Source organism: Domibacillus iocasae (assembly GCF_001750285.1).
Classification (GTDB): domain Bacteria; phylum Bacillota; class Bacilli; order Bacillales; family Domibacillaceae; genus Domibacillus; species Domibacillus iocasae.
The window spans coordinates 486,909-501,846 of record NZ_MAMP01000022.1 but is presented as its reverse complement, the minus strand read 5'-3'; the positions used below and the strand labels follow the sequence as shown (position 1 = coordinate 501,846).

Annotated in this window: 17 protein-coding genes and 1 pseudogene; 3 read left to right on the top strand and 15 right to left on the bottom strand. The window is 44.9% G+C overall.

What is annotated here, in order from left to right; translation table 11 throughout:
• Nucleotides 1–58: 58 nt before the first annotated feature.
• The 7 genes and pseudogenes from BA724_RS13350 to BA724_RS18050 form a co-directional block, all read right to left on the bottom strand.
• Nucleotides 59–913 (bottom strand): DegV family protein, encoded by an 855-nt coding sequence (locus BA724_RS13350; RefSeq protein ID WP_069939138.1) that lies wholly within the window; start codon nucleotides 911–913, stop codon nucleotides 59–61.
• Nucleotides 914–1,036: 123 nt separating this feature from the next.
• The gene (locus BA724_RS13345; protein ID WP_069939137.1) at nucleotides 1,037–1,831 is read right to left on the bottom strand and encodes an ABC transporter ATP-binding protein; all 795 of its coding nucleotides are present in this window, start codon (nucleotides 1,829–1,831) and stop codon (nucleotides 1,037–1,039) included.
• A complete protein-coding gene (locus BA724_RS13340; protein WP_069939136.1) occupies nucleotides 1,824–2,741 on the bottom strand; it encodes an ABC transporter permease in 918 nt (305 codons plus the stop codon). The genes BA724_RS13345 and BA724_RS13340 overlap by 8 nt, the downstream gene beginning before the upstream one ends.
• A gap of 57 nt (nucleotides 2,742–2,798) precedes the next feature.
• Nucleotides 2,799–3,794, bottom strand: coding sequence for an ABC transporter substrate-binding protein (locus BA724_RS13335; protein WP_069939135.1), 996 nt, complete (start codon nucleotides 3,792–3,794; stop codon nucleotides 2,799–2,801).
• 106 nt (nucleotides 3,795–3,900) lie between these two features.
• Entirely contained in the window at nucleotides 3,901–4,626 is a 726-nt protein-coding gene (locus BA724_RS13330; RefSeq protein ID WP_069939134.1) for a lysophospholipid acyltransferase family protein, read from the bottom strand.
• Nucleotides 4,623–5,111 carry a dihydrofolate reductase gene (locus tag BA724_RS13325; RefSeq protein WP_069939133.1) on the bottom strand — a complete coding sequence of 163 codons (489 nt, stop codon included), beginning with the start codon at nucleotides 5,109–5,111 and terminating at the stop codon, nucleotides 4,623–4,625. Before BA724_RS13325 ends, BA724_RS13330 begins: the two co-directional genes overlap by 4 nt.
• 231 nt (nucleotides 5,112–5,342) lie before the next feature.
• Nucleotides 5,343–5,605: pseudogene (locus BA724_RS18050) on the bottom strand (thymidylate synthase); the annotation flags it as partial.
• A gap of 403 nt (nucleotides 5,606–6,008) precedes the next feature.
• On the opposite strand from BA724_RS18050, the gene BA724_RS13320 reads away from it, so the two are divergent.
• Both BA724_RS13320 and BA724_RS13315 read left to right on the top strand, forming a co-directional pair.
• A complete protein-coding gene (locus tag BA724_RS13320) occupies nucleotides 6,009–6,812 on the top strand; it encodes a phosphatase PAP2 family protein (protein ID WP_069939132.1) in 804 nt (267 codons plus the stop codon).
• 604 nt (nucleotides 6,813–7,416) lie between these two features.
• A complete protein-coding gene (locus tag BA724_RS13315; RefSeq protein ID WP_069939131.1) occupies nucleotides 7,417–8,514 on the top strand; it encodes an L-dopachrome tautomerase-related protein in 1,098 nt (365 codons plus the stop codon).
• Nucleotides 8,515–8,658: 144 nt separating this feature from the next.
• Here the strand turns inward: BA724_RS13315 and BA724_RS13310 are convergent, their stop codons facing one another.
• The 7 genes from BA724_RS13310 to BA724_RS13280 form a co-directional block, all read right to left on the bottom strand.
• Complete coding sequence (locus BA724_RS13310; RefSeq protein WP_069939130.1) at nucleotides 8,659–9,639, bottom strand: thymidylate synthase; 981 nt, start codon at nucleotides 9,637–9,639, stop codon at nucleotides 8,659–8,661.
• A 265-nt stretch (nucleotides 9,640–9,904) separates the two neighbouring features.
• Entirely contained in the window at nucleotides 9,905–10,672 is a 768-nt protein-coding gene (locus BA724_RS13305; RefSeq protein WP_069939129.1) for a class I SAM-dependent methyltransferase, read from the bottom strand.
• On the bottom strand, nucleotides 10,669–11,100 hold the full coding sequence (locus BA724_RS13300; protein ID WP_069939128.1) for a BrxA/BrxB family bacilliredoxin: 432 nt from the start codon (nucleotides 11,098–11,100) through the stop codon (nucleotides 10,669–10,671). The genes BA724_RS13305 and BA724_RS13300 overlap by 4 nt, the downstream gene beginning before the upstream one ends.
• A 15-nt stretch (nucleotides 11,101–11,115) precedes the next feature.
• Complete coding sequence (locus tag BA724_RS13295) at nucleotides 11,116–12,237, bottom strand: conserved virulence factor C family protein (RefSeq protein WP_069939127.1); 1,122 nt, start codon at nucleotides 12,235–12,237, stop codon at nucleotides 11,116–11,118.
• A 51-nt stretch (nucleotides 12,238–12,288) separates the two neighbouring features.
• Nucleotides 12,289–12,708: a transcriptional regulator MntR gene (gene mntR, locus BA724_RS13290; protein WP_069939126.1), complete on the bottom strand. Its 420-nt coding sequence runs from the start codon at nucleotides 12,706–12,708 to the stop codon at nucleotides 12,289–12,291.
• Nucleotides 12,709–12,794: 86 nt separating this feature from the next.
• Nucleotides 12,795–12,971, bottom strand: coding sequence for a zinc-finger domain-containing protein (locus tag BA724_RS13285; protein WP_069939125.1), 177 nt, complete (start codon nucleotides 12,969–12,971; stop codon nucleotides 12,795–12,797).
• Between the two features lie 22 nt (nucleotides 12,972–12,993).
• Complete coding sequence (locus BA724_RS13280; protein WP_069939124.1) at nucleotides 12,994–13,650, bottom strand: reverse transcriptase-like protein; 657 nt, start codon at nucleotides 13,648–13,650, stop codon at nucleotides 12,994–12,996.
• Nucleotides 13,651–13,701: 51 nt separating this feature from the next.
• On the opposite strand from BA724_RS13280, the gene BA724_RS13275 reads away from it, so the two are divergent.
• On the top strand, nucleotides 13,702–14,088 hold the full coding sequence (locus BA724_RS13275) for a reverse transcriptase-like protein (RefSeq protein ID WP_069939123.1): 387 nt from the start codon (nucleotides 13,702–13,704) through the stop codon (nucleotides 14,086–14,088).
• Here the strand turns inward: BA724_RS13275 and BA724_RS13270 are convergent.
• Nucleotides 14,085–14,906, bottom strand: a complete 822-nt coding sequence (locus BA724_RS13270) for a GGDEF domain-containing protein (protein WP_069939122.1) — start codon at nucleotides 14,904–14,906, stop codon at nucleotides 14,085–14,087. The two genes, BA724_RS13275 and BA724_RS13270, sit on opposite strands and share 4 nt — an antisense overlap.
• Between the last annotated feature and the right edge of the window lie 32 nt (nucleotides 14,907–14,938).

The following is a 14,938-nucleotide window of genomic DNA, read 5'->3' as shown; positions in this document are numbered from 1 at the left end:
TATATATGAAAAGGAGTGCCCTGATATAAACATTCAGGACACTCCTTTTTTATTAGGTTTATATGTTTTTTGCCTGGTACATAATCCCAACAGCACCCGGTCCTGCATGAGCGGAAATAATCGGTGCCGTAATACAAATATCGATATCTTTGAAACCTGTCATTTTGGCCACTTCTTCTTTCAGCTTTTCTGAAAACGCGGCACTGTTATTGCCGGCGTGAACGAGCGAAAAATGAATGAGTTCTTTTCCTTTTAACTCTTCGCCTAATTGATCCACAAAAAATTTAATGCCTTTTGCATGCGAGCGTACTTTTGTGACAGGGGAAAGAGCTCCGGTATCCAAGTTCGCAATCGGTTTAATGTTTAACAGCGAGCCGATAAAGCCCTGCGCTTTGCCAATCCGTCCTCCTTTAATTAAATTCTCAAGCGTGTCGACCATAATGTACAGTTTCGTTTGCGCACGCACTTCATCAAGCCGATCCGTAATTTCCTCAACAGAATGACCCGATTGTGCCATTCGCGCCGCTTCTAACACTTGATAAGACAGCGCTTTAGAGATGTAACGGGAATCTACAACCGTCACATCTGATGATGACATTTCCGCCGCCTGCTTCGCGGATTGATACGTGCCGCTCATGGCGCTTGTCATATGAATCGAAATGATCTGGCTTCCATCCGCGCCAAGTTCATCAAATACTTCTAAAAAGCGGCCCACTGGCGGCTGCGATGTTTTTGGCATATCTTTGGCGTCTGCCATCTTCAATAAAAATTCTTCAGCCGAAATTTCTACACTGTCTAAATACGTTTCTCCATTTACAAGTACAGTAAGCGGCACCATCGTAATGCCCATTTCTTTTAGTTCCGTACTCGTCATATCAAGCGCGGAGTCTGTTACAATTTTAATTTTGCCCATAAAAATCCCTTCTTTCCTGCCATTCAACGTGATGATGCTTTCATTTTACTATTCTTTATCCATTCTTCCTACCTTATTAACCCGTTTCACAAAAAAGAAGAAGACACGTGTCTTCTTCTCCAGTTACGAAAGCAATGAGCGGTCGCTTAAGCCCCCGCCGCCTTTTATTTTCTGGAACTCGGCCAGCAGTTTTTCCACTGTTAATTTCTTTTTTTCTTCTTCAGTGGCTGAGAAAATAATCTGACCCTTATCCATCATGATCAGCCGATTGCCTAAATCCAGCGCCTGCTGCATATTGTGCGTGACCATAAGCGTCGTCAGCCCTAGATGGTCAACGATTTCTTTCGTTAAGTTCGTAATCAGCTCCGCCCTCGACGGATCAAGTGCCGCTGTATGTTCATCAAGCAACAAAACTTTCGGATCGGTAAACGTCGCCATAAGAAGCGACAGCGCCTGCCGCTCCCCACCTGAAAGCAAGCCGACTTTTGCCTGAAGACGATCTTCGAGTCCAAGGTGCAGCATTTCAAGCTTTTCCCGGTAAAAATCGCGTCGTTTTTTGGTCACACCGAGCGACAGCGTCCGTTTTTTGGTCCGGTTGTACGCCAGTGCCAAATTTTCTTCAATCGTCATGGTCGGAGCCGTTCCTGCCATTGGGTCCTGAAACACACGGCCGATTTTCAAGGCGCGCTTATGCTCGGCCAAGTTCGTCATGTTGGTGCCGTCAATCATGACGGTGCCCATGTCCGGTGATAGTTTTCCCGAAATAACATTCATAAGCGTCGATTTACCGGCACCATTTGAGCCGATGACGGTCACAAAATCACCCTGTTTCATCGATAAATCAACTTTATTTAAAGCGATTTTTTCATCAGGTGTGCCTTCATAAAACACTTTAAAAATACGTGTCATTTCAAGCATTCGCGTTGCCTCCTAACTGCTGAAGCCGTTTTTTCTTCCGCGCCGCCGCTTTTTGCCGGTCGAGTATTTTTGGCAAAACAAGGGCAATAATAACAATAATTGCTGTAATAAGCTTCATATCGCCTGTATCCAAAAATTCAATCCGCAAGGCAAGCGTCACGATCATCCGGTACAGCACCGCACCAACTATAACCGCAAGTGTCGCCCGGGCAATTGAAGAATGACCAATCACCGCTTCGCCGATAATAACGGAAGCGAGGCCAATCACAATCATCCCAATTCCCATACCAACGTCATTAAAGCCGTTATACTGGGCCACAAGTGCACCTGAAAAAGCAACAAGCGCGTTGGAAAGCCCGAGTCCAAGTACTTTCATCCACCCTGTGTTCGCTGAAAAACTGCGTACCATGCCTTCGTTGTCGCCAACAGCCCGCAAGCTTAAACCGACTTCTGTTTTTAAGAATAAATCAGTAATGAACTTAATAATCAGTGTCACAACAAGCATAAACAATAAAATGCTCCAGTCTGATGCAAACCAGTTGTCGATTTTCGTCATAACCGTTTCTTCCGCAAGAAGAGGCACATTCGGCTTACCCATAATACGCAAGTTAATTGAGTATAGGGCAATCATCATTAAGATCCCGGACAGGAGCGGATTAATGCCTCCTTTTGTATGCAAAATGCCGGTCACACAGCCTGCCAAAAAACCGGCAAAGAGAGCCGCAATAGTAGCAATAAACGGATCACTTCCATTTACAATCATGATCGACGCAACCGCGCCGCCTGTGACAAAGCTTCCGTCTACCGTCAAATCGGGAAAATCAAGCACCCGGAACGACAAATAAACACCAAGCGCCATGATCGCGTAAATGACGCCCGATTCCACGGCGCCAAACATCGCTGTCATCATAAAAAAATCCTCCTATACGCATGAAAAGAGCGCCTGGTGAAGGCGCGCCTTTTCCGCTTATTTTACAATCTCTGCATTCTGCTTCCATTCTTCTTTAACCTCGACACCCATTTCTGCCGCAGCTGTTTCATTAATAACGAGCTTTAAATCCTGCGGCGGCAAGACTGGCAGTTCACCCGCTTCTGCTTCGCCTTTTAAAATTTGGGCTGCCATTTTTCCGGCCTCTTTGCCGATGTCTTCGTAATTAAATCCGTATGCCGCAAACCCGCCGCGGGCAACCGAATCTTTCTCTCCTACGAATAAAGGAAGGTCTTCATCATTTGCGACTTGAATAACGGACTCAAGCGCTGAAACAACCGTGTTGTCTGTGAAAATGTAGAACATATCGACTTTGCCGATTAAGCTTTCCGCCGCTTGTTTTACTTCAGAAGAAGTTGAAACGGTAACCGGAACCATCTTTAAGCCGTTTTCTGTTAAGACAGTATCCAATTGCTCAGCCTGGGCAACCGAGTTTTGTTCCCCAGCATTGTAAATAATGCCGACGTTTTTTCCATCAAATTCTTCTGCCATAAATTTCACGGTATTAGAGATCGCATCCGGATGCAAGTCCACAGTTCCTGTTACATTGCCACCCGGAGCTTCTGTATCTTTTACAAGTCCAGCCGCAACCGGATCTGTTACAGATGTAAACACGATTGGAATATCTTTCGTTGCGTTCAGCGCTGCTGTTGCACTTGGTGTCGAATTAGCGAAAATTAAATCAACGCCGTCCGCTACAAAGTTTTGAGCGATCGTCTGGTTATTGTTTTGGTCACCCTGTGCGATCTGCTCGTCAAACTCAGCCGATACGCCTGCTTCTTCCAATCCTTTTTTAAAGCCTTCGTACGCATTATCAAGTGACGGATGCTCGACAATTTGTGTCACACCGATTTTATACGTTTCACCTTCTGGCGATCCGCCTGACTCTGTTCCCGCTTCTTCTTCGCCGCCTCCGCATGCTGCGAGCATCATCGCTGCCGCACCGGCTGACATCATCCATTTCCACTTGCTCATTAAAAAACGCCCCCTCTTTTTTGCTTAAACGCTTTTATGTAGTAAATTAATTTTCATTATCGTCGAATAATAACAGAAAAGCAAGAATTTTTTCAATACCATAAACTTACTGCATTTTTGCGAGCTGAGCTTCAATTCGCTTCTGTACATCCGCTGCGACCTGTTTTAAATCCGCACTTGTATGTTTGTACAGCATGAGCGGCGGCAGGATCGTAACGTTGACGCGCGCGGGCGTTAATTTTTTACCTGTATTATTTTCAAACACATCGGCTGTTCCTTTAATCGCAACTGGTACAATCGGCACTCCTGCGTCTTTTGCCATTCGGAATGCACCGGTTTTAAATGACTTTAATTCGCCGCCCTTATTCCGTGTTCCTTCCGGGAAAATAAAAAGTGAATGTCCTTTTTCCAAAATCAACGCGCCTTCGCGAAGCATTTTCACCGCATCACGCCGGTCATTCCGGTTTAAGAACAAACAGTGAATGTGCTCCATCCATGTGCTTAAGAGCGGAATTTTTTTCATTTCCGTTTTCGCCACAAACCCGAACGGCTTGTCAATATAGCCGATAAACGCCGGCACATCAAAGTCTCCTTCATGATTGCTTACAAACATGACAGCGCCCGCTGGCACGTGATGCTCCCCGTTCACCTGCACATGTGCGCCCGCCATTTTGACAACGCCGCGGTTCCACTTTTTCACGATCGGATGAATACACGCATCCCGATCCGCCGCCGGAAGCGCCGGATCGATTTTTTTAAATTGAAGCATTTTAGGAATAAGACCAATCAAGGTCACAATCAAATAACCAAAAAAAACGATAAGACGGATCATGACCTTACCCGGTCATACACACAAAAATGATAATCATACGGATTTTCGTCATTTTTTTCTCCTTTTGTACAGGACGTTTCCTGAAACTCTTTCCACGGAATAAAATCAATAACCGTATCTCCGTTAAACTCGGCCTCAATTTTCGTTACATATAAACGATCCGCATGCGGCAAAAATTGCTTAAATACGTTGGCGCCGCCGATAATAAATAGATCTTGCTCCTTTGCCATTTTTAAAACGTCCTCTACGGAATGAACAACAGTAACCCCTTCCGTTTTAAAAGATGAATCGGTCGTTAAAATGACATTTTCCCGTTGTGGCAGTGGCCGGCTTCCGAACGATTGGAATGTTTTTCGCCCCATTACAATTGGAAAGCCGAGTGTTGTTCTTTTAAAAAAACGTAAATCTTCCGGCAAACGCCACGGCAGATTGTTATTGAGCCCAATCACGCCGCCTTTGCTTTCTGCCCAAATAAATGAAATCATGAAATCTTCTTCCTTTCTTTCCCCTTATTTTCTCATCCCATCGTACCATATTTGCCAATTCGCACGCCATGCTGTTCTTTTCGCACCAGGCCACGCATAACTCGTCCGCTTTTCCTTTACATCGCACCTCGCCACGACATTTTCGCTCCATCAGCGGAAAGTCGCACAAAACCTTAACGCTTTCGTTCCTTATGCTGAAAATCGCACAAAAAACCGGCACGAGGCCGGTTTTCACACTGCAACAGGAGCTTTAATCGCGGAGTGCGGATCGTACAGCTTTATGTCGTCAAGTCCCATCTCAAACAATGATTTTCCTTTTTAAGATCAAGCGCCGGCAGCTCACTTGGCTAACAGGCCAGCTGCGTTTTCACGTGCTCAATGTGATTTGTGTAAATGTGTGCGTCGCCAATTATATGAACAAACTCTCCCACATCAAGACCGCATTCATTGGCAATTAAATAATAACCAGCAATGTTAAAGGGGATTCCCCAAAAATTTTAGACAGTAAAAAACTGCTGAACCTGTTGCGAGGTTATTTACTGTAAACAAGTTAGTTTAGAATTTCGGTAAAGTCCATCAGTTGAATACTTCACGTAACCTTTTATAATTGAATGACTCTATCCCGGCAATTGTGTATCTTTTCGGAATAAGAGCCAATCCGCATCTCTATCCATCATTCCGTGAAACGCGCTCGTTCTTACTTACCCATCACGAATACAGAGGATCGATAAGCCCTTGTACTTTTAATTAGGAAATACCTCAAAACGTCGAAAAGCCGGAGCCATATTTTTTGATCCTTCACTCTAAAACAAAAATTGATTTAATACTTCCGTATCCTAAGCAATACAAGATTATACTCATATCCTAACAATAAGGAACAAAAGGAGGTGAAGAAAGATGAACCGAAACCTTCCCGGCTTCCCTGGTTTTCTCCCAGGCTTTCAAGTAACTTATCCACTCTGGTCTCAGCTTCCTTATCCGGGCGAAGCGTCCCCGCCATCGAACTTTGAACATGAGGAGCCTTTCAATCCTTCTTGGCCGCTCGTTTTTTTAAAAAGGGATGAAAATAACTGGTTCACAGATCCAGCCGGAAACCCGCTGCCACAAGTCAAGCATCCTACTACGATTGATTGGGACAGCGAGTTGAAATTCGTGCAGAAAACGCTAAAAAACCTGACCACAAAACAAAAAGCGCTTGCTGAATACTGGGGGACAATGCATGTCACGAAACAACAGACACCGATTATGGATCGCTTAATTGATATTTATGCAACCCTTCAGATACCTCTTCCGCTGGTATCTTCATCCGCTCCAGGGGATGGACGTATTCTTGTACTTATTCCAGGAGCAATCAATGATGCACTGATTGTTTGCTCGACAGTTAAGTATCGCTATAAGGTAGCGCGGCCAAATCAGCTGGGCCGCCCGCTGCCGGCATTTCTACCCACCCCCCGCCAGCCTTCCTATATTTCAGGGCATTCTACTGTAGCAGGGATGCTGGCCGAACTGTTGAGCTACTTCTTTCCAGCTAAACGAAATCAGTTGCAGAAGCTTGCGGAAGAATGTGCGAGTTCGCGTGTATATGGAGGCGTTCACTTTCCAATCGACAGTAGCGAGGGATTACGAATCGGCCGGGTAATCGGGCGAAGCCTTGCCAGCTATTTTTCCAAACAACTGGATGCCATAGACAAGTCGGTCTGACAGGTCGTTTACAAAATCGATAGACTGTGGATATGTGGCATCGAGAGCTTGTTTCAATTTTGGCACCCTGTATTTTTTGCACCTAACAGTAACGTATACACGATCTTTTACCTTTTTTCCTTTTTTAGTTATCATGGCTGTTCTCTCCTTCTGATCGCAGAAAAATTTTCGAACCCTTACATAGAGAATAAGAGGTATAGGCCGGATCGGTGTATCTTGAAGTGTCCGCCGGAGCCGGCTGAATATACAGATGGACAGCAAGGCCTATTCCATCTCGAATTGCATGCTGTCTTCGCTCAAAGGAAAGTGGAATGAATTAACACGTAGTTACTCAACAGTAGACTGAAAATGTTGAGTAAAAAAGAATAACACCACATAAGTTTTGACACAACTCACGATGATCATCTACATAAACAACAGTGAATAGATAAAAGCCATTTCAACTGAAATAGTTGGGATTTAATTTGAATTTAAAACAATAAAATTGCGAAAACAATCAATTAAAACTACATTTGAACAGAAAAACTTATTAAGAACCAGGCACCAGAAAAAATTTTAATCATATATAGATGATATCCCGTTCGAATTTGTTAAGGAGGATATCATGCAGCCTATATTACCCTTCGAAAAATATTTCGGTAAGTTGGAACTGGTTTATGCCTTTTATGGAGCTATGCCTACAGGTGTTAGTGTTTCAGAAACCGGTCGTATTTTTATTTGCTTTCCGAAATGGGGAGATAACGTTAAATTTACGGTGGCGGAAATTGTTGAGGATAAATTGCAGCCATATCCTAGTTTAGAAATCAATATGGTTAACCCCGAGAATATTACAATGTCTTTCATCAGTGTCCAAAGTGTAGTTGCTGATGGCCGGGGAACGCTTTGGATATTAGATACAGCGGCACCAAACTTTTCTGAACCTATTAAAGGGGGGGCAAAATTAGTCGCTGTTGATTTAAAAACCAATAAAATAAGAAGAGTATATACCTTTACAGAAGATATTGTCCTGCCAACAACTTATCTGAATGATGTTCGATTTGATTTTCGTGTTGGAAAAGCCGGTTATGCATATATAACTGATTCTTCTTCCAAAGGGCCCGGAGCTATTATCGTCGTAGATTTGGATAATGGAGACGCGTTTAGACGGTTAAATGGAGCAAATTCAACTTCACCCGATCCCTATCTTTTACCGAAAGTAGAAGGCAAAATTTTGATGAATCGAAATAAAGATGGCTCAACTTCTCCATTTAGATTGGCGTCTGATGGTATAGCGATTTCTCCCGACGGAAAGATTTTATTTTTTTGTCCACTAACCAGTCGTCATCTGTTTTCGATCTCAACAGAAGTCCTAAGAGACAGAACTATACTGGACATGGATTTACTTTATCATGTGGGGTATTGGGGTGAAAAAGGTGCGTCTGATGGCATGATCACCGATGCAAAAGGAAACATTTATGCTGGAGACTATGAAAACAACAGTATTCGAAAGATATTGCCGAATGGCATAATGGAAACCATCGCACATGATCCAAGAATTTTATGGCCGGATACTTTTTCGATTGGTCCGGATCAATACCTATATTTTATTGTGAACCAATTACATCGGCAGGCAAGATTTCATTATGGAAAAGACCTGCGACAAAAACCATATAGTTTACTTCGCATGAAAATCGGTGAATTACCTGCTCCTGCCTTTTCATAGTAGAAATAGGGATTATTTTTTTACATTATTTAATTTATAATAGGCTATTAAGGAATTTATATCCATCAATTAGACCTTTTTGTTCCCTTAACAACACAAAATTAAAAAAGACAGAACATGCAAGCTGTCCTGTCTTTTCTATTATCACACCGCAATTGGAGCTTTAATAGCTGGATGCGGGTTGTATCCTTCAATTTTCAAGTCTTCTAATTCAATATCGAATAAAGACTTCTTCTCTGGATTAATCGTAAGAGTCGGTAATTCCCTCGGTTCGCGCGATAACTGCTCTTTTACTTGTTCAAGATGGTTAGAGTAGATATGGGCATCCCCAATGCTGTGAACAAATTCCCCTGGCTCTAAGCCGCATTCGTGTGCAATTAGATGGGTTAATAGTGCATAGGAAGCGACATTGAACGGACATCCAAGTAGCGAATCGAGGCTTCTTTGCATTAACTGGCAGCTCAGCTTTCCATTTGCCACAAAGAACTGAAACATCACATGACATGGAGGCAAAGCAGCTTTGCTTCCTTTTTGCCCCGCATTTACTACATCTTCCGGGTTCCATGCGTTTACAATCAAACGACGGGAATCTGGATTATTTCTTATCTGGTCAATGACATCTTGTAATTGATCAATCTTTTCGCCAGTAGACGATGTCCAATTGCGCCATTGTTTCCCGTATACATTTCCAAGTTCGCCGTATTTTTTTGCAAATTCATCTTCATTTAAAACCCGCTCACAAAATGTTTGCATTTCGGCTTGATACAACTTATTAAATTCTTCGTCTACAAGGCAGCGTCGACCAAAATCCGTCATATCAGGACCATCATACTCATCTGATTCTATCCATCTCTTAAAAGCCCATTCGTCCCAAATGTGGTTATTATGTTGAAGCAAATAACGAATATTCGTATCCCCTTTAATAAACCACAGCAATTCGCTTGCCACTAAGCTGAATGGTACTCTTTTTGTTGTTAATAATGGAAACCCTTTTGACAGGTCAAAACGCATTTGGTAACCAAATACACTTAGCGTACCTGTCCCAGTCCGGTCTTCCTTTTTCACGCCATTATCTAAAATATGCTCCAATAAATCCAAATAAGCTCTTTCAGGATGCTTTTCCACCCTTATCTCACCTCGCCGTAATTTAACTATTCTATTATATCTTACATCCAAAATTATTGGGTGTTATTCATTGTTTATATAAGTGAAATAAATGATTTTACATCTTGCTTTTCAGAAAAAGGGTATGAGAACTGCGTTTAGCTCAGGCAACGAAATAACGGCATTCGCGGGGCTGCGCGTTCCATGGGGCAGGCGCTGCGCTCAACTTTACCGCTCTGCGCTCCGTCGATCATATCTGCCCGCTCGTCCAGGTTACTGAAAAAGTTCATTTCTCTATCACACCAAAATGAAATTTGGACGTTTTACGGATATGCTGGGTAAATCCAAATTTCTCAAATCGCTCAGAGCGAAAATGATCTTTCAGCACGATCCGTTTCTTTGCAATCCTTTTTGCTTCATTTACTGCCTCCATCGTCAAATCAGAATAAGACGCAAATGAACGGAGCGGCGCGATGCCGCTTGAATCGACAGTTTCTTCAAACATCGGATCAAAATACACGACGTCAAATGACGCGTCCGGCACGTTTTTTAAATACGTGTGATAATCGGCTGCAGCGACATCAATCTTTTGCATCGCTTGGAGTAACGGCATCGGCCCGTCCGTCCACGATGTCAGGCCTTCCCGGACAATGTGGGCAATAAACGGATTTGCTTCCACTGAATGAACATGGCCGGATTTCCCAACCGCTGCGGAGGCTGTAATGCTGTCAGCTGCCGGACCCATCGTGCAGTCTAAAAATGACATACCCGGCTCAAGGCCGCATGTGCTCACCAGTTCATCCTGCCCGCCGCTTAAGAGCCGCTTTACGCGGAACATCGCGGAACCCGGATGAAAAAAGAATGGGTTTCCTTCGCCGCTGTGCAGCTCGAGCCGTTCTTTTGAAACAAGCAGCACTGGACATTCGTAAAAAGCAGCCAGCTTGTTCACCGGCTGCTTGCTGCGTTCTACATATAAAACCCCAAATGTATCCGCGAGTGCCGCCGCTTTTTGCTTGACGGCGGCGTCTGCGCGCTGGGATGTTGTCACAATCACTGGCAATGTACATCAAAAGCCGCGGTTAAATTTCCAATAATCGCGCCGAGGTCATGGCCTTCAATTTCGTGGCGGTGCACAAAATGAACGACTTTATTGCCTTTTAGGAGCGCCATGGACGGGGACGACGGTTCAAACTCCGGCATCCATGCCCGCATTGCCGCTGTCGCTTCGCGGTCCTGTCCGGCAAAAACGGTCACGAGGCGATCCGGTGCATGCTCGTTCATTGACGCCTGCACAGCTGCTGGCCGGGCAAGGCCTGCCGCACAGCCGCAGACGGAATTAATGACCACAAGTGACGTTCCTTCTGCGGACTCCATAAACGCATTAACTTCCTCTTCCGTTGTTAACTCTTGAAAGCCGGCATTTGTCAGCTCCGCACGCATCGGCACAACCATTTGTTTCATGTATTCTTCATATGCATTCATTTTTTCTTCCCCCTTTTATTGTTTGCGGGCTTCGGTCATTTGTTTCCAAACCGAGCCTTTTGCTTCTTCGCCACCTTCAATTCGTTCAATGGCCATCAGCACCTGCATTTTCACTTCAAATTCCGGATCATCGGCTGCTTCGCGTAACGCCGGCAGCGCATGTTCGTCTCCCACTTCATACAAGAACATCGCCGCGCGCCAGCGGACGATTTTGCTTTTATCCAGCAGCGCCTTCGTCATCGCCTCTGCTGCTTCCGAAAATCCGAGATCACTCATGCAGTCACCGGCTGTCCGGCGCACTGTGACAGCCGGATCATCAAGCGCTTTGTACAATACCGGCAAAATGCGTTTATCCTCAATCATACCGGCATATACAACCGCAAGACGGCGAATCGCGGCTTTTTCATCACCCAGCGCCGCTTCCAGAAGTGGAATATCGTTCAAATCCGGATCCGGCATTTGCTCCAGCTGCTGATAGCGTGTGCGCCAGTCAGACTCCGCGAGCCATGCGTCTTTATCCGGCTTTACACCATGCTCTTTATGCTGCACGAGCGGGCCTCCTGCTTTCGCCGCTTCCACCAGCCGTTCGACGCGCTCTTTCGGATACGCCGCCATCACTTCTTCTAATAATTCAGGTGCAATGGTGTCGAGATCCCCGTAGCGGATACCAAATTCCTGCCATTTCCGTTCTAAAATATAATTATCGCCGTCTTTTGTCAGCTCCGCAAATGCCTCCTGACAATAATCCGGCAGCGCCACCCGCTTTTCCGCGTCTGCCGAAACAAGCTTTAACTGCAGCGGCACGCCTTTATACACTTGAATAGACGTTTCGACTTCCCCAAAGTTCTCAAGCGGCTTCGCTTCTTTTTCTTCCGCGTCTGTTTCGCCAAATGCGGCACGGACGTTTGGCAAAATGTTTTGCCAGTCGTAACGCCCGTTTCTCTCAAGCGCGATAAAATCGGCAACATGATATACGCCTTTTACCCCGTCAATTTTTAAAATCGCCTGAATGATGTCCGGCGCCCCTTCAGCATTGTCCGGCTTGTAGTTCGTGCTTTTGCCTGCTGCGAGCTCTTCATCTAAAATGACTTTCATCGTATTCGGGCTCGGCGTCGGTTCGATTTTTAAAATCTTCATGTATGACTCCTCCTCCATTTTTGGAAAAAATCCGCCTGAGACAGGACGGATTTATTCTTTGTTTCGTTCATTTACCTTTTTTAACGCATCAATGCGCGCGGGATCTTCTTCAAAGTATTCAATCAAGTCCGCAATCCGGTTAATAGAATCGGAACTTAAATGATGCTCAATCCCTTCTACATCTTCATAAATATGTGTTTCCTCCACTCCGATCACCGACAGAAACCGTTCTAGGAGATCGTGCCGCTCCACAAGCCGCTGGCCGATCTTTTGCCCTTTTGCCGTTAACACAAGCCCGCGATACCGCTCATAGACGAGGTATTCGTCTTTATCGAGCTTCTGAACCATTTTTGTCACACTTGACGGGTGAACCGACAAGGCGCCTGCAATGTCCGATACACGCGCGTATCCTTTGGTATCAATCAGCAAATAAATCTGTTCTATGTAATCCTCCATACTCGGTGTCGGCATAAGGATATTCCCCCTGACATTCTCATCATTAAAAGTGTACTATAACCTCGACGTGCAAACAAGAAAAAAGCCGGACTTCAGCCGGCTTAAGAAAGCTTATCTCCGTACTGTTTTAATTTTTCCCCGATGGTGCATTCGGTAATGCAAAATTTATGGGCAGCAAGTTTGCCTTTTTCTTTGCGCAGTGTGCTTTTAACGAGGCAGTCTTTGCAGTACGTATTCAATAGATCTTCCACTTCGAGCAGCAACTCTGTTCGGCTCAAAACGTGGCACCTACCTTTCCCATTAAGTTCCAATCTCAGCGTGACTTGAGATCGCTGTGCCTTCAAGCGCCTGCCGCGCAAGCTGGTCAGCTTCTTTATTGTGCCTTCTATCGACCGGTTTGTAAAGTGGCTTAATTCGCATTGCGGCAAGTTTTTCCTCAATCCTTGCGAGAAACCGGGCATGGCTTTCTTCATAGCATGGCCAGTCGCCGTCCAGCTGATTCAATACAGTCAGGGAGTCCCCTGTAATGGTGACGGGCTGGCTTTTTACTCCAATATCTTCCAGTTTTTGCATTGCAAAATAAAGTGCCGCGTATTCTGCTTCGTTGTTGGATTCAAGGCCGGCAAGTTCGGCATTTTCACGCAGCCGGTATCGTTTGCCGCCTTTTGAATAATAAATGGCGGTTCCAACACCGGCACGGTTCGATGCTGCATCAAATCCGCCATCAAATAAAACCGTAATCTTTTCTGGTTCTTCGTCCAGCTGTTCGTTTAATTTTTTAAACTCCTTCAGCGACCATTCCTGACCAAGTTCATCGATTACATTGACTTCTTTGACACGGCCGGTTTTCAGCAAGTCATCCGCTGTCTTTAATACGAGATTCCGGTCAACCGGATCGGACGTGAACGTGGTCTTCACACCTTTAAAGTCATAGATAAAACGGATTGTCATTTGCATTTCGCTGCCTCCATTCTTTAAAATAAGAAAGAAAAGATCGGGGGAATCGATATGTTTGAAGTATATACAGACGGAGCGTCTACCGGCGATCCAGGCCTTGCTGGTGCAGGTATTGTTATTCGCTGGGACGGCAAAACAGAACGCTTTTCCATCCCGCTTGGCGAAATGGATACACACGAAGCCGAATTTACAGCCGTCATTAAAGCGCTTGAGCTGTGCAAAGAACGAGGCGCCCAGACGATCTCACTCAGAAGCGACTCACAAACTGTCGTCGCCGCCATTGAAAAAGAATACATTCACAAATCGGTCTATAAGCCGCTGCTTCAAACAATTTTAACGCTGGCAGACGAGTTTCCGCTATTTTTCGTAAAATGGATTCCATCTAAGCAAAACAAGGCCGACCAAGAAGCAAAAAAGGCGATTCGGGCCAATCACTAAGAGACGACCAGCCGATTACGACCGGTCCGTTTTGCTTCATATAATGCCCGGTCCGCTTTGTCGATAAACGCCTGAATGGTCTCTCCTTCATGAATCGCGATGCCGGCGCTGGTTGTCACCGGTACCGCTTTTTCTTTGTAAATGACGTTTAACTTTTCAATCTCCTGCACGACCCGATCGGCCATAGCAATCCCTTCTTCCAGGGTAAGGTCTTTGCTGATCACCGCAAATTCTTCTCCGCCGAGACGCACAACAACATCAGTCATGCGGATGTTTCGGCGGATGGCGGCTCCCGTTTCTTTTAATACAAGATCTCCACATACGTGGCCATACGTATCATTCACTTTTTTAAAGTGATCCAAATCAAGCAGGATCAGTAAAAGAGGGCGTTGTTTTTGATGAGACTGTTCAAGTGATTCAGTCATATGTTCTTCAAAAAAGCGCCGATTATGTAACCCCGTTAACGCATCCACGTGCGTCAACTTTTTTAATTTCCCAAGCACTTCCTCATAACGTACACGGAAAAACACGGCTGTATAAAAAATGGCCGTATTCATAACCGAGCCGCCAATCAAATAAATAGATTCCTCCGTGGACCAATGGCCAATCGTTAATTCAATGCCGTATTTAATGGAAGAAAAAAACAAGCCGATGAAAATGGACGCTTTCCACGTTGGATATGTATGAATAAGCAGCAAGCATGGAATGATCAGCAGCGCCCAAATAAGCGGAACATGCCGTCCTTGTACGATCCACAAATCAAGGGTGATCGTTAATAGGGTGATGCCGATAACACCAAAACCAGTCCATCCTTTCATTCCTTTAACCCCTTCCCACTGGAGCCGGCAAT